General features: G+C 67.2%; 21 protein-coding genes and 1 pseudogene. 10 read left to right on the forward strand and 12 right to left on the reverse strand.

Going from position 1 to position 21810, the window contains the following annotated elements; translation table 11 throughout:
- Window positions 1–34: 34 nt before the first annotated feature.
- From BJEO58_RS13275 to crtI, 4 genes are read right to left on the reverse strand one after another with little or no spacing between them, the layout of a single operon-like run.
- The gene (locus BJEO58_RS13275) at window positions 35–1591 is read right to left on the reverse strand and encodes a cryptochrome/photolyase family protein (protein ID WP_101589950.1); all 1557 of its coding nucleotides are present in this window, start codon (window positions 1589–1591) and stop codon (window positions 35–37) included.
- The gene (locus tag BJEO58_RS13280) at window positions 1588–2661 is read right to left on the reverse strand and encodes a polyprenyl synthetase family protein (RefSeq protein ID WP_180951958.1); all 1074 of its coding nucleotides are present in this window, start codon (window positions 2659–2661) and stop codon (window positions 1588–1590) included. The genes BJEO58_RS13275 and BJEO58_RS13280 overlap by 4 nt, the downstream gene beginning before the upstream one ends.
- Window positions 2658–3587, reverse strand: coding sequence for a prenyltransferase (locus tag BJEO58_RS13285; protein WP_101589952.1), 930 nt, complete (start codon window positions 3585–3587; stop codon window positions 2658–2660). Before BJEO58_RS13285 ends, BJEO58_RS13280 begins: the two co-directional genes overlap by 4 nt.
- Entirely contained in the window at window positions 3577–5244 is a 1668-nt protein-coding gene (gene crtI, locus BJEO58_RS13290; RefSeq protein WP_180951959.1) for a phytoene desaturase family protein, read from the reverse strand. Before crtI ends, BJEO58_RS13285 begins: the two co-directional genes overlap by 11 nt.
- Window positions 5245–5428: 184 nt before the next feature.
- Here crtI and BJEO58_RS13295 point away from each other — a divergent pair, with 184 nt between their 5' ends.
- The 6 genes from BJEO58_RS13295 to BJEO58_RS13320 all read left to right on the forward strand — a co-directional run bounded on the left by BJEO58_RS13295 (window position 5429) and on the right by BJEO58_RS13320 (window position 13091).
- Window positions 5429–5962 (forward strand): MarR family winged helix-turn-helix transcriptional regulator, encoded by a 534-nt coding sequence (locus BJEO58_RS13295; RefSeq protein ID WP_246076038.1) that lies wholly within the window; start codon window positions 5429–5431, stop codon window positions 5960–5962.
- Window positions 5963–5993: 31 nt separating this feature from the next.
- Window positions 5994–6806 carry a TspO-related membrane protein gene (locus tag BJEO58_RS13300; protein WP_101589954.1) on the forward strand — a complete coding sequence of 271 codons (813 nt, stop codon included), beginning with the start codon at window positions 5994–5996 and terminating at the stop codon, window positions 6804–6806.
- 44 nt (window positions 6807–6850) lie between these two features.
- The gene (locus BJEO58_RS13305; RefSeq protein ID WP_101589955.1) at window positions 6851–7978 is read left to right on the forward strand and encodes an FUSC family protein; all 1128 of its coding nucleotides are present in this window, start codon (window positions 6851–6853) and stop codon (window positions 7976–7978) included.
- Between the two features lie 161 nt (window positions 7979–8139).
- Window positions 8140–10248 (forward strand): 3-hydroxyacyl-CoA dehydrogenase NAD-binding domain-containing protein, encoded by a 2109-nt coding sequence (locus BJEO58_RS13310; RefSeq protein ID WP_101589956.1) that lies wholly within the window; start codon window positions 8140–8142, stop codon window positions 10246–10248.
- 239 nt (window positions 10249–10487) lie between these two features.
- Window positions 10488–11408, forward strand: a complete 921-nt coding sequence (locus BJEO58_RS13315) for an Abi family protein (protein ID WP_101589957.1) — start codon at window positions 10488–10490, stop codon at window positions 11406–11408.
- Window positions 11409–11720: 312 nt separating this feature from the next.
- Window positions 11721–13091, forward strand: coding sequence for a short-chain fatty acid transporter (locus BJEO58_RS13320; protein ID WP_180951960.1), 1371 nt, complete (start codon window positions 11721–11723; stop codon window positions 13089–13091).
- A gap of 62 nt (window positions 13092–13153) precedes the next feature.
- Here the strand turns inward: BJEO58_RS13320 and BJEO58_RS13325 are convergent, their stop codons facing one another.
- From BJEO58_RS13325 to BJEO58_RS13345, 5 genes are read right to left on the reverse strand one after another with little or no spacing between them, the layout of a single operon-like run.
- Window positions 13154–13585, reverse strand: coding sequence for a VOC family protein (locus BJEO58_RS13325; RefSeq protein WP_101589958.1), 432 nt, complete (start codon window positions 13583–13585; stop codon window positions 13154–13156).
- 43 nt (window positions 13586–13628) lie between these two features.
- A complete protein-coding gene (locus tag BJEO58_RS13330; protein WP_101589959.1) occupies window positions 13629–14033 on the reverse strand; it encodes a YchJ family protein in 405 nt (134 codons plus the stop codon).
- A 9-nt stretch (window positions 14034–14042) separates the two neighbouring features.
- Window positions 14043–14861, reverse strand: coding sequence for a hypothetical protein (locus tag BJEO58_RS13335; protein WP_144573860.1), 819 nt, complete (start codon window positions 14859–14861; stop codon window positions 14043–14045).
- A 5-nt stretch (window positions 14862–14866) separates the two neighbouring features.
- The gene (locus BJEO58_RS13340) at window positions 14867–15565 is read right to left on the reverse strand and encodes a hypothetical protein (RefSeq protein ID WP_101589961.1); all 699 of its coding nucleotides are present in this window, start codon (window positions 15563–15565) and stop codon (window positions 14867–14869) included.
- Complete coding sequence (locus BJEO58_RS13345) at window positions 15558–16250, reverse strand: hypothetical protein (protein WP_144573861.1); 693 nt, start codon at window positions 16248–16250, stop codon at window positions 15558–15560. Before BJEO58_RS13345 ends, BJEO58_RS13340 begins: the two co-directional genes overlap by 8 nt.
- 192 nt (window positions 16251–16442) lie before the next feature.
- On the opposite strand from BJEO58_RS13345, the gene BJEO58_RS15025 reads away from it, so the two are divergent.
- The 3 genes from BJEO58_RS15025 (at window position 16443) to BJEO58_RS13355 (ending at window position 18788) form a co-directional block, all read left to right on the forward strand.
- Window positions 16443–16604 (forward strand): hypothetical protein, encoded by a 162-nt coding sequence (locus BJEO58_RS15025; RefSeq protein ID WP_180951961.1) that lies wholly within the window; start codon window positions 16443–16445, stop codon window positions 16602–16604.
- Window positions 16601–17818 carry a YeiH family protein gene (locus tag BJEO58_RS13350; RefSeq protein ID WP_101589963.1) on the forward strand — a complete coding sequence of 406 codons (1218 nt, stop codon included), beginning with the start codon at window positions 16601–16603 and terminating at the stop codon, window positions 17816–17818. The genes BJEO58_RS15025 and BJEO58_RS13350 overlap by 4 nt, the downstream gene beginning before the upstream one ends.
- A gap of 73 nt (window positions 17819–17891) precedes the next feature.
- Window positions 17892–18788 carry an LCP family protein gene (locus BJEO58_RS13355; protein ID WP_101589964.1) on the forward strand — a complete coding sequence of 299 codons (897 nt, stop codon included), beginning with the start codon at window positions 17892–17894 and terminating at the stop codon, window positions 18786–18788.
- Window positions 18789–18816: 28 nt separating this feature from the next.
- Here BJEO58_RS13355 and BJEO58_RS13360 read toward each other — a convergent pair whose 3' ends face one another.
- The 3 genes and pseudogenes from BJEO58_RS13360 to BJEO58_RS13370 all read right to left on the reverse strand — a co-directional run.
- Entirely contained in the window at window positions 18817–19611 is a 795-nt protein-coding gene (locus tag BJEO58_RS13360; RefSeq protein WP_505541480.1) for an LCP family protein, read from the reverse strand.
- Window positions 19612–19862: 251 nt separating this feature from the next.
- Window positions 19863–20597, reverse strand: coding sequence for an ATP-grasp fold amidoligase family protein (locus BJEO58_RS13365; protein ID WP_180951962.1), 735 nt, complete (start codon window positions 20595–20597; stop codon window positions 19863–19865).
- Window positions 20598–21186: 589 nt separating this feature from the next.
- Window positions 21187–21441: pseudogene (locus BJEO58_RS13370) on the reverse strand (integrase core domain-containing protein); the annotation flags it as partial.
- A gap of 80 nt (window positions 21442–21521) precedes the next feature.
- Here BJEO58_RS13370 and BJEO58_RS13375 point away from each other — a divergent pair.
- Window positions 21522–21810: transposase (locus tag BJEO58_RS13375; RefSeq protein ID WP_180951963.1), on the forward strand; the 289-nt coding region annotated here is incomplete at its 3' end.

Consider the following 21810-nt stretch of genomic DNA (forward strand, 5'->3'; position numbering starts at 1 on the left):
GATGCTCGTGCATCGTCATGACTGCGGCCCCAGCCTATCCGGCACGGCCGCGCGCCCCGTCCGGGCCGTTCTTCACCCTGCGGTACTCCGCGAGCGCGTCTCTGCGCGACTGGGCGACGTCGATGATCGGGCCCGTCCGCTGCTCCTCGCGCGGAACCCACCGATCCACATAGGCGCCGTCGGGATCGAAGCGCTCCGCCTGGCGGTAGGGATTGAAGATCCGGAAGTAGGGTGCGGCGTCGTCGCCGCTGCCGGCGACCCACTGCCAGTTGAACGGATTGGATCCCTCATCGGCGTCGACGAGCGTGTCCCAGAACCACTGCTCGCCCTTCGTCCACTGCTGGAGCAGATTCTTCACGAGGAAGGACGCCGTCACCATGCGCACACGATTGTGCATGAAGCCGGTCTCCCACAGCTCGCGCATCCCCGCGTCGACCAGCGGCACGCCGGTGCGTCCCTGCTGCCACGCGCGCAGAGCCTCCGGGTCGTCGTCCCACGCGAAGTCGTCGAACTCCGGCCGGATGTTCTCCGTGTCCATGCGCGGCAGCACTGCGCGGCGGTGCCACGCGAATTCCCGCCAGAGCAGTTCGTCGCGGAAGATCTGCACCGCCGCCGAGGTCCCCTCGCCTGCCGCCGCCAGGCTTCGGTGCCAGACCTCGTGGGGTGACAGCTCACCGAAGCGCAGGCGCGGCGACAGGAGGGACGTGCCGTCCCGATCGGGGCGCTCCCGCGCCTCGTCGTAGCCGTCGAAGACCTCGGAGAGCTCATCGAGCCGCACGCGGGCGGCCTGCTCACCGGGCGTCCACATCGCCCGCAGGCCGCCTGCCCAGTCCGGCGCGGTGGGCAGCCACCCTCGTGCGCCCAGAGCAGCGGCGAACCCCTCCGCGTCGAGCCACGTCCGCAGCCGGTGTCCCGCAACCACGGCAGTCGTCTGCTCCGGCCCGTAGAGGGCATCGGGCCGGGCATGCGGTTCACGCGGCTCCGGCCTGGACCTGCAGGCGCGGGCGAACGCGGAGTACACCTTGTAGCCCGTGCCGTCGTCCTTGGTGACCGTCCACGGCTCGTGGAGCAGGAACGCCGCGCAGTCCGCCGCCGCGACGCCCCCGTCCCGCAGCCGGGACGTCACCGCGGCGTCGAGGTCACGGTGCGGGCGGTGGTAGCGGCGATTCCACGCGACGTGAGAGGCCCCGAGCCCGCGCACGATCTCCGGGACGACGGTCCGCGGATCCCCGGTCGCGAGCACGAGTGGGACCCCGTACCGGCGCAGGTCCGCAGCCAGCGCCGCGAGGGAGTGGTGCAGCCACCACCTGCTCGCCGCCCCGGGCCTGCGACCGACGGGCACCGCCTCATCGATGTGCAGCGCGACCACGGCTCCTGCCTGCGCCGCGGCCAGGAGCGCCGGGTTGTCGGCCAGCCGCAGATCATCGCGCACCCACCACAGAGCGATCCCGCTCTGGTCGTCGCGCTCAGCTGTCGGCTGCTCCCCAGTCTGGTCTCCGGTCTGGTCTCCGGTCTGGTCTCCGGTCTGGCCTCCGGCCTGCTCACCGGCATGCTCGTCGGCCTGCTCCCCCGCCTGCTCTCTGCGCGTCATGCGTCGCGTCCCTCGATGCGCTCCACGCAGTCGGTGATCACCCGGCGCACGGGGTCCGCCAGCAGCGACCGGTCGAGGCCGACCATGACCTCGCGCAGCCGTTCGGCCACGAGGTGCTCCGCGAAGTCCCGAGCACCGCACTCCTGGACCACCGTGCGGACGCGGTCCGCGTCCGCCTCACGGAGCGCGGGAGCACCGAGCACGTCAGCGACCTCGTGCCACCGCTCCGTGGAGCGGAGGAAGGCCACGAGCACGGTCTGCTTGCCCTCGCGCAGATCCGAGAGCACGTCCTTCCCGTGCGCGGCGGGGTCGCCGAACATCGTGAGGAGGTCGTCCTGCACCTGGAATGCGAAGCCCAGGTCGCGGCCCACCTCTGCCAGAGTCGCATCGACCCGGGGCCCGGCACCGGAGAGCGCCCCTGCCAGACGCAGCGGGAGCGCGAACGAATAGGTCGCCGTCTTCAGCGTCGTCATCGACAGCACCGTGCTGAGGTCCGGGGCGATCGCCCCGTCGCCCAGACCCACGTCCAGCTGCTCACCCGCCACCGTCTCCGTGATCGCCTCGTCCACCAGGTCGAGGACCCTCGCGTGCACCGGTCCCGGCAGCGGCAGTCGCGCGCAGCGGAGCACGGCGGAGGACAGCAGGAGGTCGCCCATGAGGATCGCCGCGCTGCTGCCCCAATGGAGCGAGGAGGCGGCAGGCGCTTCCGGGTGGAGATCCCGGATCGTGCCGATGAGGTTGGGGCGATGGCGGCGCACGACGTCCCCGTCGATCACGTCGTCGTGCAGCAGGAAGGCGAAGTGGAGGATCTCGATGACGGCGGCGAGGCTGTCCACCGATTCCTGCCCGACCGGATCGTGCGGGCCCTCTGTCGCCTCGAACGCCTCCACCGCCTCGAGGAACAGGCGGGGGCGCAGGAGCTTGCCGCCCCGCGCGTGCTCTGCGCCCCGCGCCCACAGATCCGAGAAGTCGGGCCCGTAGGCGGCGCCTGCGCGGACCCGGTCGTCGAAGAACCGGTCGAGCGCCTGTTCGATGCGGGCACGCGCCGTCGATCTGGCATCGACCGTCATAGTGTCACCATCCCGATGAGTGCGAGGGTCACGAGGAATCCCACGCAGTAGTTCAGCCAGAGGAAGACCTTCCATCCGCCGCGCGTCCGCTCGGCGTCCTCGTCCGTGACGAACGCGAAGCGGCCCGTGTTCGCGGCGTACGGGAGCGCCAGGAGTCCGCACGCGCCCAGCAGCCATGCCTGCGGACCGAGTCCCGTGAAGAACCCGGCCACCGCGACACTCACACCGGCTGCGAGGAAGGCGAGGGTGGCCAGCCGCACCGTGGCGCGCGCACCGATCACGGTGGCGATCGAACCGAGCCCGGCCTCGCGGTCCGGAGCGATGTCCTGCACCGCGCCGAAGGCCTGCGCCGCGGCTCCCCAGACGAAGAAGGCGACGAGCACCAGCCAGATGTCGATGCCCGGCATGGCCGATCCCGCCTCTGCCGGCAGCCGCGCCTCGCCGGTCCAGGTGGGTGCGAGGGCGAGCGCGATGCCGAACCACGCCGGTGACGAGAAGTGGGTGGACGACGTGAGGGAATCCAGGAGGGGGATCTCCTTGAAGCGCAGCCGCGGTGCACTGTAGGCGACGACGGCGGCAAGGCTGACCGCCAGCAGAGCAGTGCTGAGCGGACCGCCGAAGGCCACGAGGAGGACGACGAAGGGGATGCATGCGATCGCTGCGGCGGTCAGGATCATCCGGTGGGTCGTGGGGGCGGCGATGTGCCCCTCGGCTCCGCCCTTGCGCGGGTTGCGCAGGTCGGATTCGTAGTCGAAGACGTCGTTGATGCCGTACATCGCAAGGTTGTACGGCACGAGGAAGAACAGTGATCCGACGATCCAGGCGGCGTCCGTGCCGCCGCCTGCCAGCAGGTAGGCCGCCGCGAACGGGTAGGCGGTGTTGACCCATGACACCGGGCGCGAGGCGAGGAGGAGTTCACGCAGCACGGTGTCCCCCGTTCTCGTGCTTCCGCAGGAGCAGGTCTTCCGGCCCGGGGCGGTCGAGGTCGCAGGCGAGTGCGGCTATCGCGTTCTCCGCGCTGATGAGGCACATGGGCAGACCGACTCCGGGAGCGGTGAAGGCCCCGGCGTAGTAGAGGTTCTCCACCTTCCGGGCGCGGGGCCCGCCGCGCAGGAAGATGCTCTGTCCCAGCGTGTGGGCCGGGCCGAGGATCGTGCCGCGCCACGCGTGCCACTGCCGGGCGTGATCGCCGGGGGCGCTCACCTGCCGCGTGAGGATGGACGCGCGCAGATCCGGTATGTCCGCCCACTCCCCCACCTGGTCGAGGACGGCGTCGACGATCCGCTCGACCTCTGGCGAACCTGCCGTCAGCGAGGGGTCCGCTGGGCAGGGCACCAGGAGGAACAGGTTCTCCCCGCCGGCGGGGGCAGTCGTCGGATCAGTCCGCGAGGTCGCGCTGACGTAGACGTTGGTCGGAACGCTGAGTCCGCGGCCGGTGGCGACGGGCGGGCCCCCCGCACGTGCGCCGAACACCTGGGCGAAGTCACGCTCCCAGGCATCGGTGAAGAAGAGGTTGTGATGGGCGAGCGCGGGAAGGCGCCGGTCCACGCCCGCCATGACGACGAGGCCGCCCATTCCCGGGTCCCGGCGCTGCCAGGTCCGCTGCGGAAGGGACTGCCACCGCCGCGGAAGCATGCGCGTCTCCACGTGGTGGAGGTCTGCGGCGGCCAGAACAGCGTCTGCGGGGAAGACGCGCAGGCCGGCAGCCGACCGCGCGATGACCTCGCGGGCACGGCCACGCGGGAGTGGCCCGTGGCTGCGCCGGCGCGCTGGCTCTCCCTGCTGCCGGGCGCTGCCGCGTCGGTCCGGCGGGTCGACGACGATCGTGGTCGCCTCGTGTCCTGTGTGCAGGCGCACTCCGGCGCTGCGTGCGAGTCGAGTGAGCGCTTCGACGAGTGTGTACATGCCGCCGCGCGGGTACTGGACGCCTTCCACGAGGTCGAGGTGGCTCATGAGGTGGTAGATCGCGGGGGTGCCGGCGGGGAAGCTTGCGAGGAACACCGCGGGATAGCCCAGGATCTGCCGCAGCACCCGATGCTCGACGGTCCGCTCGATGCGGTCCTGCATCGACTCCGTCAGGAGGCTTCCCAGCTGCGGCAGCGCACCGAGCACGTCGCCGGTCAGCAGCGTGGCGGGACGATCGAACGCGGTGCGCAGGAAATGGGCGAGCGCGAGCGTGTACGTGTGCGACGCGGAGTCGAGGTAGGCGTCGAGCCGGGGACCGCTGCCGGGCTCCAGCGCCTCGAACAGCTCGCGCACACGGCGCCGCCCGGCCGGCACGTCGACGGCGTCGAAGCCCGTCGCGGTGGGTCCGAACACGCGGTACCCGGGGTCCAGACCCACGAGGTCGAGCTCTTCGCCCGCAGTCGTCCCGCACATCTGCAGGAACCGGTCGAAGACCTCCGGCATGAGGTACCAGCTGGGGCCGGTGTCGAAGGTGAACCCTGCGGATTCGTGCCGGCAGGCACGGCCGCCCACCTGCTCCCCGCGCTCCAGCAGATCCACGGAGTGGCCGCTCCGGGCGGCGAGCACTGCCGCGGCGAGCCCGGACACTCCCCCACCGATGACCACGAGGCGGCTCATCGACGCACCGCCCCTGGCCGGCCGTGACCGCCGAGGGCTCCGGCGGCCGGCATCGCGGATTCGGATCCCTGCTGCATATCGCCTCTTTCGCCGTGGACCTGGATCACGAGCAATGGTATAACAGTTAGGCACGCTAACAAACACGCTCAGCACGAGCATCCGGCCCCAGAACGGAGTGATCGTCGTGGATGCCCACCCGGGAGAGCACGATCGCTCCGGCTACTGGTTCGCAGATTCCGATACCGACGCATCGTCGGTCGAGGTGCTGAACCTCCTGCGCCGCTACCGCGAGGCGGAGACGGCGATGCGGGCACGAGTGCGCGAAGACATGGGCATGGGCGAGAGGGACATCCTGGCCCTGCGCTTCCTGCTCGAAGCGCGCGCGACCGGCACCGTGCTGCGCCAGAAGGACATCGCCGACAAGCTGGACATCACGACGGCCTCGGCCAGCAATCTCATCGACCGGCTGGTGCGCGACGGCTATGCGCAGCGCACGCCGCACCCGGCCGACCGCCGCTCCGTCGCGGTGGAGGCCACCGACGACGGGGACCGCGAGGTGCGCGAGACGCTGCGGCGCATGCACGACCGGATGTACGCCGCCACCACCGCGATGGATGCGCAGGAGCGAGCCGTCGTCGCAGTCTTCCTCCGCCGGATGATCGCCAGCGTCTCGACCGACGACCATGCTGGCGACGACGGCCATACTGATCATGAGTGAACCCGCGCAGTCCCGACTGGAAGGAACTTTCGTGGAACACCGCACGACGCCCCTCCTCACCGCTCTCCTGACCGCGGCCGCCGTCGCCGTCGCGATCGTCCTGGCATTCATCGGCAGCGGCGCGCTGGGCGGCACGCCGATCAGCGAAGCCGCGGGCGGAGCACTGTCCGCGGATGCGACTCCGCTGGCACCCGCCGGCCCGGCCTTCAGCATCTGGAGCGTCGTCTACCTGGGCCTCGTCGCCTACGCGGTCCTCCAGGTCCTGCCCGCCGCCCGCCGTTCGGCCCGCCATGCAGCCCTGCGGCCGTGGGCCGCGGTGTCCGCTCTGCTGAATGCGGCGTGGATCTGGACCGTGCAGCTGGGCAGCGTCACCGCGAGCGTCGCGGTGATCGTGCTGCTGCTGGTCGTCCTGGCCCGCATCCTCGTGCTGCTGGTGCGGATGCCTCCGCAGAACCGGCTCGACACCCTGCTCACCGACGGGACGTTCGGCCTCTACCTGGGCTGGGTGTGCGTCGCGACGGTGGCGAACGTGTCCGCGTGGATCGGCACGTGGGGCGTCGGTGCGTTCACCGGCTGGGAGGCGGCAGGTGCTGCGGTCGCCGGTGCGGCCGCGCTCATCGGCATCGCGACGGCGGTCTGGACGCGCGGACGCGTGGCACCGGCGCTGGCGACGGCCTGGGGCCTCGCGTGGATCGCGGTGGGCCGTTCGACGGGAGACCTGGAATCGTCCGTCGTCGTCTGGGGCGCCGGCGCGTCCGCCGCGGTCCTGCTCATCGCCACCGCCGTCCTGCGGGTGCGACGCGGGTCCGCAGAGGACTCGCCGCGCATCAGCGAGCGCGCCTAGCACCTGGACGAAGCCCCAGCAGTGACGACGATGGAGACGCAGCGATGGATGCACGGACGACGGCGAGCACGGACGGGCTCAGCCTGGGACGCCTCGGTCAGTGGATCCACGAGGCCGTCCGGCGGCCCGAGTTCACCACGGACGCCCTCCAGATCGTCAAGACCGTGGTCGCCGCGACGGCCGCGTGGTGGCTGGCCGTCTACGTGCTCGAATCCCAGATGCCGTTCCTGGCACCCTGGGTCGCCCTGCTGACCGTCTACCCCACCGTCTACCAATCGCTGCTGCGCGGAGCGCAGTCGACCGTCGCCTCGTGGGCGGGCGTCGGCGTCTCCTTCCTCATCGGGAACTACCTCGGTGTCGGCCTGTGGACGTTCGCCCTGGCGATCGCCGTCGGACTGGCCGCCTCACGGCTGCCGTGGATCCGCGATGAGGGTGTCGCCATCGCCACGACGTCCGTCTTCATCCTCGGAGACGGCTTCACGGAGCAGCAGCCCATGCTGCTCGACCGCATCATCGAGGTCGCCGTGGGGGCCGCCGTGGGCCTGGTGGTCAACCTGCTCATCATCCCGCCGCTGCGCGACCGGCAGGCCGCCCGCTACGTCGACTACATCAATCTGCGGATGGGCCGGGTGCTGATCACCATGGCCGACGAGTTCCGCTCCTCCTGGGACACCGACAGGGCGGATGCGTGGACATGGGAGATCGAATCGATGGAGACCGATCTCAGCTCCGCGTGGCAGTCCGTGCGCAGCGCGCACGAAAGCCGACGCGTGAACCCTCGACTGCACCTGCACGGGCCTATTCGCAGCAGTCAGAGCGGCGGGTCGGCCGACTACGACGAGATCCTCGGCCGCGTGGACGAGGGCATCTCACATCTGCGGCACCTCGCCCGCACCCTGCGGGAGGCGACCTATGCGGAGGGCGAGTGGGACACGCGGTTCCGCGAGCAGTGGGTGGAGATCGTCCGCTCCGCGGGCCACGCCATCGCAGACCCGGATCGCGAGGTCGAATCGATCGACGAGCGCCTGGCGGAGCTGTCCGCCGATTTGTCCGCCGACGAGCACCTCCCCCAGCGCTCGTGGCCGCTCTACGGGTCGCTCATCACGAGCATGCGGCTCATCGCCGTCGTTGTCGACGATGTCGCATCGGCCCGCGAGGCGCGCGAAGGCTGACGTGGCTGCGCGACGCTCACGATTGCAGCGAGGCGCCTCCGGTGACCGTTCGACACTATGAGACAGCTCACCGTCCGCGCGTGCCACCAGGCAGACTGGAACCGCAAGGACCGCTGAACATACGCAGCACCCCACCCGCAGAACATGTGAGAGGACAGTAGATGCAGGACTTCAACGACGTAGTCACTCTGGAGATCGAGGAGGGAATCGCGGTCGTCACCCTGGATTCCCCTCCCGTCAACGCGCTGTCACAGGCCGTGCGCTCCGGTCTGCGCGACGCGTTCGCCGCAGCCAACGCCGATGACGCGGCGAAGGCGATCGTGCTCATCTGCGCGGGACGGACATTCATCGCCGGCGCAGACATCTCCGAGTTCGGAAGCGACGCCCCGAAGGACACGGGCGCCTCGATCTTCTCCGTCCTCGATGACTCCCCCAAGCCCGTCATCGCCGCCATCCACGGCACCGCACTGGGCGGCGGCCTGGAAGTCGCGCTGAGCACGCACTACCGAGTGGCCACCACCTCGGCGAAAGTCGGCCTGCCCGAGGTCCACCTGGGCCTGCTGCCCGGTGGCGGCGGCACACAGCGCCTCCCCCGCCTCACCGGCGCCGCCACCGCCCTGGACCTCATCACCTCCGGCCGCCACGTCCCCGCCGCCGAGGCCCTGGACCTGGGCATCATCGACGAGGTGGTCGCTGATGAGGACCTGCGCGGCTCGACCCTGCGCTTCGCCCGGCAGATCGTCGACGCGGGCGGCCCGCTCCCCCGCGTCCGCGACCTCGACGAGAAGATCGCAGCCGACCGCGACGACCCGGAACTGTTCGACCGCTTCATCGCGTCACACCCCAAACTGTTCCGCGGCTTCCTCGCCCCCACAGAGATCGTCGCCTGCATCCGCGCAGCCGTCACCCGTCCCTTCGACGACGGCATGGCCGAAGAGCAGGAGCGCTTCCAGACTCTGCTGACCAGCTCCGAATCCGCCGCGCAGCGCTACTACTTCTTCGCGGAGCGCGCCGCCCGCAAGATCGCCGACGTCCCCGCGGACACCCCGCGGATCCCGGTCAGCACGGTCGGCATCATCGGGGCCGGCACCATGGGCGGCGGCATCGCGATGAACTTCGCCACCGCCGGCATCCCCGTCACCCTCGTCGAACAGAAGCAGGAAGCACTCGACCGCGGCCTGGCCACGATCCGCAAGAACTACGAGCGCACCGCCTCGAAGGGCCGCATCACCACCGCACAGGTCGAAGAGCGCATGGCCCTCATCACCGGATCCATCTCCATGGACGACCTCGCCACGGTCGACATGGTCATCGAAGCCGTCTTCGAGCGCATGGACATCAAGAAGGACGTCTTCACCCAGCTCGACCGCATCTGCAAGCCCGGCGCGATCCTCGCGACCAACACCTCCGCACTGAACGTCGATGAGATCGCCGCAGTCACCTCCCGGCCGGAATACGTCGTGGGCACCCACTTCTTCTCCCCCGCCAACGTCATGAAGCTGCTGGAGAACGTCCGCGGCGAGAAGACCTCCAAGGAAGTCATCGCCACCGTCATGGCACTGTCGCGCACCATCGGCAAGATCGCCGTGCTCGTGGGCGTCTGCCCCGGCTTCGTCGGCAACCGCATCCTCTACGCCCGCTCGCGTGCATCCGAGCAGCTGGTCATGGAAGGTGCGATGCCCTGGGACGTCGACCGCGCACTGACGAACTTCGGCCTGCCCATGGGCACGTACCAGATGAGCGACCTGGCGGGCCTGGACATCGGCTGGGTCAAGGGCGAGCCGACGGCCTACCCGATCAAGGACGCACTGTGCGAGATGGACCGCCGCGGCCAGAAGACCGGCGCCGGGTTCTACGACTACGACGAGAACCGCACAGCGACCCCGTCGCCCATCACGGCGCAGATCGTCGAGGATCAGCGGGCGAAGGCCGGCGTCACTCCGCGTGAGATCAGCGAGGAGGAGATCCTCGAGCGGACTCTCCTGCCGATGGTCAACGAGGGCTTCAAGATCCTCCAGGAGGGCATGGCAGAGAGGGCCTCGGACATCGACGTCGTCTACGTCAACGGCTACGGCTGGCCCGTCTACCGCGGCGGCCCGATGTTCTACGCGGAGCAGCTGGGCGCTGAGACCGTGCTGGAGAAGCTGCGCGGCTACGCCGAGCGCCTGGGTGAGGACTTCGCACCCGCCGCGCTGCTGGAGGCGGTCGTGGCGAAGGGCCAGAAGATCTCCACGCTCACGAAGGCGGATGCGGCCAGCCTGACGGCCTGAGGCACATGCCGAACCTGGGTGGCGGGCCGATCGTCTGACCGGCCCGCCACCTTCCCGACGCATCAGCCAGCCGGCTGGGGCCTGGGTCGAGAATCTTCCAGATCTGGTCGGCGGTGATCGATGCCGACCTACGAGAGACGCGAGATTGCGGCGAGCCCCGCGGCGAGATAGAATTGTCCCATCACGACCGGTTCCGCCTACTTCGGTAGGTCCAGGGCCGGTCCTCATTTTCGCAGGTGGTGTACTTGGACAGCGTGGTCAAGGAGTACAAGTCCTACGACGAGCAGGTCGATCTGCTGTCCGAACGCGGCATGGACGTCGGAGACTGCGAATCCGCCCGGGCCACGTTGCAGCGCGTCAACTACTACCGCCTGAGCGGGTACTGGTATCCGTTCCGGAAGCAGTCCAAAGCGGGACGTGAGGACGACTTCTACCCCGGAACCCGGCTCAGTGACGTCCTCGCACTCTACGACTTCGACGCGAGGTTGCGTACAGCGGCCTTCTCCGCTCTCACTCCCATCGAACTGGCAATCCGCGCGCTGCTCGGTCACGAACTGGGACGCCTCGATCCCTGTGCGCATCTCGATCCCGGCAAGCTCGGCCCCAACGCGCGAAGCGGGGGTGCGTACAGCACTTGGCTTGAGAGATACGAGTTCAAGCTGAGGCAGTCGCGCGAGGACTTCGTGGCACATCACGATGGGAAATACGGCGGGATCCTACCGGTCTGGGCGGCGGTCGAGCTGTTGGATTGGGGCGGCCTGACGCGCCTGTTCGGCTTTGCACCTCGCGGTGTCCAGAACACCGTCGCCGACGCGTGCGGGCTGAGCGCGCCACAGCTCACGAGCTGGCTCAAGGCGCTGAACATCGTGCGCAATATCTGCGCTCACCACGGCCGTCTGTTCAACCGCGTCCATACGCTCTCGCCGAAGCCGCCGCGGGTGGGCCGACACCCGGACCTCGACGCGGTCGCCTCAGATTGGTCTCGCACATTCGGTCAGCTGACGATGATCCAGTTCCTCCTCATTCGGCTCAAGGTTGGGCGGCCTACGTTCCTGCCGGTTGTGCTCGACTCCTTCCCGTCGGTGCAGGCGGTTCCGCTCACCCACATGGGAGCGCCGAAGGACTGGCAGAGCAGGAGCGCACTCTGGAAGCAGCGCTGAGCCACTGTTCGATCCATTGGGCGGATTCGGGCTGCGACCACCAGAGGCGTCGGGATTCCCACGGGGAGGAGCAGGAAGGGCTCGACGTCAAACTCGCGGCGCTGCGCGCTTGCGATCTGTGAATCCACGACGCCGTCGTCGTCCTGCAGGTCGCCCACCGTCACGGCCTCGACGGTGAGCCCCGTCCAGTCAGTGCCGGTCGCCCGGAGAACTCACATAGACTACGCACACAGAACACAGGCGGGAGGGGTGTCTCCGTTTCCTGTGACAACGTCCTTCGTCGCCGCAGTCGCCGACCTTCAGGAGAGCACCATGTCTCAGCAGACACCGACGTCCAACGCGCAGGCCTCGCGGGGCCTCATGCGCCCCTTCAACCGCTTCCTCGAGCGGTGGATCCCCTCCGCCCTCGTGTTCGCGATCGTGCTGACGATCATCGTCGCCGGTCTGGCGCTGGTCCTCACCGACTCCGGTCCGGTGTCCGTCATCCAGGGCTGGGGCGACGGCCTGTCAGGGCTGCTCGCCTTCATGACCCAGATGGCGCTCATCCTGCTGCTGGGCCACATGCTCGCCAACACCGGTCCGGTGCGGAAGCTGCTGGTGCGCCTGGCGCGGATCCCGAATTCGCCGGTCGTCAGCTATATGTTCGTCTTCGTCATCGCCGCGCTGGCAAGCCTCATCACCTGGGGTCTGGGACTGGTCGTCGGCGTGCTGCTCGCGCGGGAGATCGCCGTGCAGGCGCGCGATCGCGGCATGAAGGTGCACTTCCCGCTGCTCGTGGCCGCCGGATACTCCGGGTACGTCATCTGGCACATGGGCTACTCCGGTTCCGGACCGCTGACGGCGGCCACGGAGGACTCGTTCATGCACGAAGCCGTCGGCCGGGTCATTCCGGTCACGGAGACGATCTTCACGGGGTGGAACCTGGCCGCCGCCGCGGCGGTCATCGTCGTCGTGGCGCTCATGTTCCTGTTCATCGCGCCCAAGAAGGGCGCCCCGGTCCTCGAACTGCCCCACGACGTCGGTTCGGAACCGTACGACCCCGGCGCCGAGGACGTGGAGACCCCCGCGGACCGGGTCGACTCCTCGCGGATCCTCACCACCGTGGTCGGCCTGGCGCTGGCCGCCTACCTCGTCATCCACTTCTCCAGCGGCGGGACCCTGACGCTGGACATCGTCAACTGGTCATTCCTCACGCTGATCTTCCTGCTGGTGCGCAACCCCTTCGAGATCATCCACCTGACCGCGAAGGCCGCGTCGAACGTCGGAGAGATCCTGCTGCAGTTCCCCCTCTACGCGGGCATCCTGGGGATCATGTCGGCCACCGGACTCATCCAGGTGTTCTCGAACGCGATCGTCTCCATCGCCACTCCCACGACGTTCGGAATACTCGCGTTCCTGTCAGCGGGGCTGGTGAACTTCTTCGTCCCGTCGGGCGGCGGCCAGTTCGCCGTGCAGGGGCCGATCATGGCCGATGCCGCGGCGCAGTTGGGGGTCGACCCGTCGGTCGCCATCATGGCGGTGGCATACGGAGATCAGTGGACGAACATGATCCAGCCGTTCTGGGCACTGCCGGTGCTGGCGATCGCGGGGCTGAAGATGCGGGACATCCTCGGGTACACCTCGATGACCCTGCTGGCATCGGGCGTGGTGCTCATGGCGACCCTGTTCCTCGTCAGTCTGTGAGGCGCTGTCTCCCCGACATCCGCTGCAGACGCTGGCAGCTCCACCAGGCGAGCGCCCCCACCTCACACCAGTGCGAGCTGCCAGCTCACCCCGAACCGGTCGTCGACCCACGCGAACCGCTTCGCGAACCCGTAGTCGTCGCGGTCCTCCATCCGCACGTGGCCGTCATCCGCCAGGCCCGCAAGTGCTGCCCGGAACACGGCCGGGTCCGCGGTCTCGAAGAACAGCGACAGCGACGGCGTGAAGCTGAAGTCGTGCTGGATGGGAGAATCGTTCATCCGCACGGTCAATCCATCGATGTCCACGACCGCCATCATGATGAGCGGTCCGCCCCCGCCTGCGGCTTCGCGGCCGGTGGCCTGATGGGTCTGCTCGGCGATCTCCGGCGGCATGGGCTGCAGGGTGTCGACGGTGACATTGGGCAGCACCGCAGAGTACAGGTCGATCGCTTCCTGCGCGCGGCCCTCGAACATGAGGAACGGTGTGACGGACATGGTCATCTCCTAGCGTGCGAGTGTGCAGGACGGAACGAGCGGATCAGACGACATCGGCCGGTCCCACGTACATCCACCTGCGGGCGCGCCGAACGAATCGCGCGATCTCATGCAGCTCATCCGGTTCGCCGTCCTGACTCACGTAGTAGGCCGTGTACTCGACGACGCCATCGTCATCCTGCACACTGCCGGCCGTGACCGCCTCCACGGTGAGACCCGTCCATTCGTTGCCCGGCTCCGGGTCGGTATTCGCCGGCCGCGTCGCCGGGTGCCAGGTGCGGAAGAGGTGGTCGGCATCGCCGCGCACGTGCGCTGTGTAGCGGGAGCGCATGAGCTGCTGCGCAGTGGGCGGCCACTCCTGCATGGTCAGTGCCGGCTCGCAGCAGTCGGTGTAGGGGGTGCCGGTCGGGTATCCGCCGCAGGGGCACGGCGCAGGTGTCTTCTCCACACCGCCACTCTACTGAGACGTACCCGGCGCACGCGACCGTTCATGCACTGCCACGAGGAACCCGAGGATGTCGCGCCTCCGGTGCTTCGACATGAGCGGAAGATCGCCCTCGACCACCCGGGACCCCGCGCCCCCTCCGGCCGCACCTTCGCCCGCGGCGCGCTCGTTGTCCCACCGACGTCCCTGGATCCGCTGCCGCCACGGCGACAGCTGCGCCTCCCGCGCCAGCACGATGACATTCAGCAGGTCAGGCATCGGAAACCGCCGGAGCGTGTACGTCGCGGTGACGCCGACGACACTGTCCCAGGCGGCGGCGAAGACCACGTGCTCGCCCCGCAGCGATGTCCGGACGCTCCGCACTCCCTGGCGCGTGACGATCGTGCGCGGACGCATCGCCGGCACGACGAACGTGGCCGTCACCGCCGCGGTTCCGAAGACGACCAGCCCCAGAACGACGAAGCCGCCCACCACCATGTGGGAAGCCGCCGCCTCACCGCGTCCCGCGTGCTCGACCATGACCCACTCAGAGGGTCCGACCAGCACGAGGAAGGCGATCAGGAAGGCGACCGCGCCCCAGCACAGCACCGCAGTTCCGATGATGTACCGCATACTCAGGCGGAAGACCACCTCGCCCTGCTCGTCGTGCTCCCGCAGCCACACCTGCACACGGCCACGGTGCGCACGACGTAGTTCGTCACGCCTCACCCGCGTGTACACGCGGTTGCTCACCGGAGTGGCCTGCCGAATGACCCACTCCTCGTCGAGCCAGTCGACCAGCCCGTGGGGTATCCGCCGCAGGGGGACGGCGCAGATGTCTGGTTCACACACCCAGCCTACTGACGCCTCCCACAAGGCTGCGACCGCCGGTGGACCTCCAGCAGGAACGCGAGGATGTCCGGTCTAGGATCCCGCAGCAGGAATCCGACCTCACCGGTGAGCAGCTGACCGAGAACCGCCGTCCGCGTCTCAGACGGCCGCCCGCGCCGCAGTGACACCTCTGACCGGCGAACATAGAAGCACAGAGCGAGCATTGCGGGGAGGCGGATCCTGCGGCGGAGGATTCCGCGCACGGCCACGACGTCGCACCATTGGGCGGCGAACACGGGACGCCGGTGCGGATCCGCTCCCCACACGTACCGCACCTCGTGGTGCGTGACGATGGTGCGCGGAGACTGGAACGGAACCACGAACGTGAAGAGCACGGCTGCAGATCCGAAGACCAGCAGTCCCCCTCCGAGCAGGAGGATGCCGAACACAAGCTGCACGACACCGCTTGCCCGGCGCGACGGGTCGGAGAACAGCACCCACTCGGACCAGTCCATCGCGATGAGTCCTCCGCCGACCGCAACGAGGAAGATCCAGGACCCCACTGCCAGAAGCCCGACTTTGACGGCACTCGCACGGAACACCACCTGGCCTCGCATGTCGAGCTCACGCAGCCACTCCCCCACGCGACGTTGGTTGACCTTCCGCAGTGCCTTCTCCATGTCGCGGGTGTGGCCGGGCTGCCAGCCCGGCAGCTGCTCAGCCACGATCGTCTTCTGGTTCTGGCACGTCCTGAACAGCCGCGTGCGCGTGCACCAAGAGCGCCAGCACATCGCGGCGCCTGCCCCGCAGCATCCCGTTCACTCCGTGCACCACCGTCGACCCCTGCGCGCTCACCCGGACCCACCGCGCCCTGCGCACACCGTCGGCCCGCGCAGTGAGCATGACCTGGAGGATCGGCGGGAACGGCCAGCGAGTGGGTGTGAAGTGCCCACCCACGTGGACCACATCGGCCCACGCCACGGAGAACAGCGTGAACACTCCACCCGGCTTCGAACCGATCGATTCGATCCCCCACCGCGAGACGATCATTCGCGGCCGCACGACGGGGAAGACGAACGTCCACAGCAGCGCACCGAACCCGAACAGGATCAGTCCGGCGACGAACAGCAGCCCCATCCCGGCCTGCATCCACCCGCTGATCCCGCGATCGCCCGCGAACGGGTTCCATGTGGACACCGGCAGGACGATGAACCCCGCCGTGATGAAGATGACGAACACCCACGCGCCCAGCGCATATACAGCGGTCCTGAGGAAGCTGGTACGCAGCACCACGCGGCCCTCGCGCTCCAGCTCGTCGAACCACCGGTGGAGTCTCTTCGGGTCCGCCTGAGCGACCTCCTTCTGGAGGTCCGGGGAGAGTTCGCTGTCGCGGGGAGACGTCATCTTCACCCTCCGAGCGTAGATCAGCACCCAGCACGCTGCTGGACGCCTGCTGTGTCAGTCTCGGCATACCCCGCGTGACGTACCGGTGAACTCTCTTCGACGTCGCTATCCCGGGCGGCGTCTGCGCTGCCACCCGTGGATACTCTGACGATGGCCGGCCACGGCCGCAGTCGATTCCCCGTCAGCAGAGGCACCCCTATGAGCGCCGATTCCGGCACGCAGACCACACCACCCGCCGAGTCGTCACCCGACGACCACAAGAAGTTCTCCCTCGGCGAGGACTGGGCAGCGACGATCGTCGGACTCGTGATCTTCACCCTCTGCCTGGTGGGCGTCCTCACCCCGGATTTGATCCCGTGACCCCGCCGGACAATTCCCCCGCCCACGCTGCGGAGAAGGACACCACCGTCGAGGTCCCCTCCCCTGTGCCTGTGGCACCCGCCGCCGAGGCCCCACTGACGGCTGCACCCTCGTCCACCGTGCGTATCGGCTGGGCTGTGGGCGGACTCGTCGTCGTGGTGGGACTGGCATGGCTGGTCCAGTTCCTCGTGGGCTGGGTGCCGGAGGCCACCGGCGGCACCGGATTCGGCAGGGTCGCGAAGTCGATCGAGTACCCCGTCTACGCCATCGTGCTGGGCTTCGCTGCGAATGCTCTGCTGAGTGCCATCGGGCTGCGCGACCGGATGAGCGCGGCGTTCCGCACGGAGTTCTTCATCAAGGTGGGTCTGGTCCTGCTGGGCGCGACGATCGACTTCTCGATCTTCGTCCGCGCGTTCGGCCCTGCCGTCGTGCAGGCGTACCTGCTCATCACCGCGGTCTTCCTCTTCACGTGGTGGCTCGCCGGCAGGCTGGGCATCGACGACAAGCTGCGGGCCCTGCTGGCGACCTCCCTGGCGGTCTGCGGGGTATCAGCAGCCGTGGCAGCAGCCGGCGCGGTGCAGGCGAAGAAGGAGCAGCTGGCGTTCACCGCCACTCTCGTCATCGTCTTCGCGGTGCCGTCGATCTTCCTGCTGCCGTGGCTCGCGAACGTCATGGGGCTGACCGATGCGGTGACCGGCGCGTGGATCGGCGGCAACATCGACACGACGGCAGCAGTCACCGCGGCAGGTGCTGTGGCGGGTGAAGGACCCCTGCAGATCGCTTCGATCGTCAAGGTCACGCAGAACGCTCTGCTAGGCGTCGTCGCGGTGCTGCTGACGATGTTCTTCGCCTTCAAGGTGGTAGCCGACGACTCTCCCGGCACACCGAAGAAGATCACTGACCCGGCGGCGCTGAAGCTGCTGCGGGGACGCTTCCCCAAGTTCGTGCTGGGATTCCTCGCTGCTTCGGTGGTCGCGACGGTCCTGGGGCAGACGATGTCGCCGGAGATGCTGGAGCCCCGGCTCGACGTTGCGAAGGACATCCAGGTGTGGGCGCTGACTCTGGCGTTCGTGTCGATCGGGCTCGAGTTCAAGGTCCAGTCCGCGAAGGAGGCCGGGTGGAAGCCCGTCGTCGTCTTCGCCGCGGCCACGGTCGTGAACCTGGTCGTGGGTCTGGCGCTTGCCGCAGTGCTATTCGGCGGCTTCGAAATGTGAAGCACTACGCACAGCGGGTCCGGTAGTCTCGGTTCTGACAGTCGTTCTCACTCTGGAAAGAGCTGCTTCCCCGATGCCCAAGATCCGTACTGCGCTCTCGATGCTCGGCTCGGCCAAGGACGCGAAGAAGTTCGCGGCCCGGTTCGACGATCCGAGCCGGAATCTGCCGGCACAGAGCCTCTTTCCGCCGGAGGAGGTCCGCCCACCGGTGACGGACGCACGCACGATCCTGCTCCGGGTGACGAATACGCCCGAGGGGCACGGGGACATCTTCGCTGTGGTGCACACACCGGTGACGCGTGACAGCATCGCCGTGCTCGTCTTCAACCCGAGCATCGTCATCGAGGCCGGCGCGACTCTGCGCGAGCTGGTCGATCACTCCGGGTATCCCGTGGCGGTGGCGATCGTCGAAGAGTTCCTGGGCACGCGGATCGATCACATCGTGGAGCTCACCGCAGAAGCGCTGACCGGCGTCATCGACGCGGTGGGCCCCCTCTCTACATACAGTCGCGCAGCGTTCTCCGCTGCCGGCGTCGACTTCGTCGAAGGCACGAACCGCCTGGACGGCGCGGCGGCGCGCGTCTTCACCTCGGCTGATCCCGTCGACGACGCCGGGCAGACGCGCACGCGCAATCAGCGGGCCCTGCTGCGGTCGCTCCTCAACACGCTCGACGTCCGCAAGCTCGTGAAGGACAACGCGCAGCTGGTCCCCGTCCTCGACGCCGTCGTGAGCGGGGTTGCGAAGGACCCGGGTTTCACGTCAGCGGTCGTCACGCAGCTCGCGGCCGACCTGCGGGGCATCACGCGCAAGGACATCGTCGCAGTCACGGTGCCAGCTGCCTCGGAACGGCAGGAGAACGGCACTGTGCGCATCACCTTCGAAGCCGACGTGCTCACCGCCCTGCGCGAATCGCTGACGTCCGGAAGTCCGCTGGAGTTTACCTCGAAGCTCGCAGAGATGGGGTACTGAGCCAGTTGGGTCTTCCGCTGGCTGCGGCTCAGAGGTGGGCGTTTTCCGACTGTTCGGCGTAGTCGTCCACCGTGTCGTTGGCGAACGCGTCCTGGATCTCTGACTGCGCCTCCTCATCGACTGTCAGGATCGACTGCCCGTCACCGGATCTGCTGGCGCCGCCCACTGGCGCGGAGAAGAACTGGAGGTCACCCGTCCGTACATTCCGCATCTCGTAGGCCATGCTCGCGATCTTCGAGGAGCTGAGGCTGTCGTCGACCGTCATATACGGGGAGAAATCGCGGACGATGCCAGCGATCTTGGTCGGGTTGCTGAGCGTGTCGGCGGAGATGATCTTGTCGGTGATGCCCTTGAGGAACGCCTGCTGATTGCGTCCGCGCTGCAGATCGCCGTCGGAGAAGTTCTTCCGAGCCCGCACGAAGCTCAGCGCTTCTTCGCCGTTCAGGTAATTCGTGCCCTCGGAGAACGAGTGCCCGTTGCTCTCGAAGGCCTGCTGCGCTTCCACCTCCACTCCCCCGACGCTGTCGGTGAGCGCCTGGAAGCCTTCGAAATCGATGATCGCGAGGTGGTGGATGGGCGCGTCGATGAAATCACTGACCGTTTGCGTCGCGAGCGGGAGTCCACCGTGGCTCATCGCCGCGTTGATCTTGCCCTCGCCGTGCCCCTCGATGGGTACCCAGAGGTCGCGCGGAATCGACATGATCTGCGCTCCCCCACGGTCGCCGTCGAGGTGCATGACCATCATCGTGTCGCTGCGATTCCCGTGCGCTCCCGCCGTGTAGTCCACGCCCGAGGCACGGGAATCAGAACCCAGCAAAAGGATAGTGGTTCCGACGCCTTTCTTTACTACTGGCCGCTCAGAATCTTCGCACTAACGTGAGCCCGCGTCCAAGAACCAGCTTTCATGACCAATTCTACTGTCCCCCGAATCCGATCATTTATATTCACTATGCGCAACGACCTGGCGGCCAGGCAAACGAATCACAAAACCGCCGTCTTTCAAGTATTCAACCAAATAAACAGTAAGCATTTAGAGCGAACCATTTCAGCGAAACACAACTTCTAACATTGCAATCAATCAATCGCGCGAACCAGCCGGTCTTCAGCCGATTCCCACAGGCGACCAAGGCGCTCATCTTCAGCCTTGCTCAAAGTATGACCTGCCTCGTAGTAGAAACTACCCGGGGTAAGCGTCACTTCTCCAAGAAGTGGCCCCGCCTCATCCAAAAATAGATCGATGCGCGCGAACGGGGTCGGAGCCGCAACAGAGACTCTTCGAGCCATTTCCAGCAAGCGCGCCGCCCCACGAGGCGCATGCGCGACTACTCGGTCCTCAATCTTTTCGTTAAAGCGAATACGGTCGTCGAATACTGGAGAAAACTTTCCATCAAAGTAGCTTATTTTCAACCGCTTCTCAGTTCGGTCAATACGGATCACCAGGCCAATCTCCCCCTGAAACGCAAGAAACTTATAGTCGACCGGAATCGTTCTTAGCTCACTGCACCGGACCCAATATTCTGCTATAGTTTCACGGTTTCTCAAGTTAGCATACTTTTCAAAGATCGCGGTTTGATGCGCCAGAATCTCATCAGGAGCCCACAGCGCTCGCGTCATTGCGTCAAAATATCCGCCTTCTTCTTTGGTCAACAACATGACGCCTTCGCCTGCCGAGGCATATGAAGGCTTCAAAACAAACCGGTCCGGGAGAACACTGAAATCCAACGACGAAGGCGTCGGGTAGAGCGAGTACTCTTTCGGGTACGGAACACCAATGGCATCGGCGAACGCCCGCAGTTTGGATTTATCCATCAACGAAACTGGAAGATTAGGCTCCGCCTTGGCAACCCGCCGCCGCATATACTCTATGTACCTCAAACCTGAAACCTCCGCTGCCGCGGTCAGAATCCGCGGCATCCTGTAATCGAATTATCCCTGACCCGCAGAGTCGAGCGGCTGGACGAAAACAGCCTGATTATCACAGCACGTAATGTACACAGCTACACTGCTATTAAAGATTTCATCCGAGAAGTCTCTCCCCTCTAAAATCAGCTTAAAGCCTCGTTAGGTTGGTAGCTTTCGTGAGCACCGGGTGAAGCCTACCGGACCTGACACGTACTCTTGGCCCAAGCCGCGCGCCTTCGTTGCTCCGCGGACGCGCTCCATCGATCGCCAGCGTTGGTGAACCTCAAATCAATCTCGCACCCCTAATTGCCAACTCGTCAAGCCGCCCGCGACCTGCGAACCTGCCAGGCGTGTGCCTGCACCATCGTAAATCATGTGTGGCAGGCCACTCGCATCATCAAGACCCCGAACGTCGAGGGCGGGCCCGAGCCCCGAGTAGTGGACACAGCGTGGTGTACTTTCAGGCGGCAATGCCCAGGTTAGGAGCACACGCGGCCTAGGTGTAGGAGGCCATGACGTTGTCGACACGTTCGTGGACACGGCTAGCGGGAGGCTGGTCTGCACAAGCGGTGTGAGGCCGATGGTAGTTGTAGTGGTGGACCCACACGCCAATCGAGTGTCGGCGGGCCTGTTCAGAGTCGTATGAGCGGGCGTAGAGGCATTCCTCGCTCAGCAGCCGCTGGTAGCGCTCGACTTTGCCGTTATGCCGGGGCGTATACACGCGGGTGCGCTGGTGACGCGACGCCAGCGACTCAGCAGTACTGGGGTTAGCCTCGAGTTGTAGACACCCGAGATAGCGGGATCACGGGTTCCGCTGGAAGGATGTCTGGCATGTCGTCAAGCAGAAAGCAGCGACGGTCGTACACCGAGGACTACAAGCGCGAAGCCGCGCATCTGGTCATCGATACAGGCCGCTCGATCGCGGCAGTGGCTGCGGAAATCAACGTCGGTCCCCAGACGCTGGGCAACTGGGTGCGGCAGGAGAAGGACCGCCTCCACGGGGACGGAAAATCCACCGGTCCGTTGGAAGAAGACGAGCGGTCGGAGTTGAAGCGGCTACGGCGGGAAGTGTTCGAGCTGCGGGAAGACAACGCGTTCCTGGGAAAAGCGGCAGCCTTCT

Origin of the sequence: Brevibacterium jeotgali, from assembly GCF_900169175.1 — a bacterium.
Lineage (GTDB): Bacteria > Actinomycetota > Actinomycetes > Actinomycetales > Brevibacteriaceae > Brevibacterium > Brevibacterium jeotgali.

Excerpts from the sequence above, each read along its gene's own strand:
- BJEO58_RS13280 (WP_180951958.1), bottom strand. The coding sequence starts at position 2,661 with ATGACGGTCGATGCCAGATCGACGGCGCGTGCCCGCATCGAACAGGCG.
- BJEO58_RS13310 (WP_101589956.1), top strand. The coding sequence starts at position 8,140 with ATGCAGGACTTCAACGACGTAGTCACTCTGGAGATCGAGGAGGGAATC.
- BJEO58_RS13305 (WP_101589955.1), top strand. The coding sequence starts at position 6,851 with ATGGATGCACGGACGACGGCGAGCACGGACGGGCTCAGCCTGGGACGC.
- BJEO58_RS13355 (WP_101589964.1), top strand. The coding sequence starts at position 17,892 with ATGCCCAAGATCCGTACTGCGCTCTCGATGCTCGGCTCGGCCAAGGAC.
- BJEO58_RS13320 (WP_180951960.1), top strand. The coding sequence starts at position 11,721 with ATGTCTCAGCAGACACCGACGTCCAACGCGCAGGCCTCGCGGGGCCTC.
- BJEO58_RS13365 (WP_180951962.1), bottom strand. The coding sequence starts at position 20,597 with ATGGATAAATCCAAACTGCGGGCGTTCGCCGATGCCATTGGTGTTCCG.
- BJEO58_RS13275 (WP_101589950.1), bottom strand. The coding sequence starts at position 1,591 with ATGACGCGCAGAGAGCAGGCGGGGGAGCAGGCCGACGAGCATGCCGGT.
- BJEO58_RS15025 (WP_180951961.1), top strand. The coding sequence starts at position 16,443 with ATGAGCGCCGATTCCGGCACGCAGACCACACCACCCGCCGAGTCGTCA.
- crtI (WP_180951959.1), bottom strand. The coding sequence starts at position 5,244 with ATGAGCCGCCTCGTGGTCATCGGTGGGGGAGTGTCCGGGCTCGCCGCG.
- BJEO58_RS13325 (WP_101589958.1), bottom strand. The coding sequence starts at position 13,585 with ATGTCCGTCACACCGTTCCTCATGTTCGAGGGCCGCGCGCAGGAAGCG.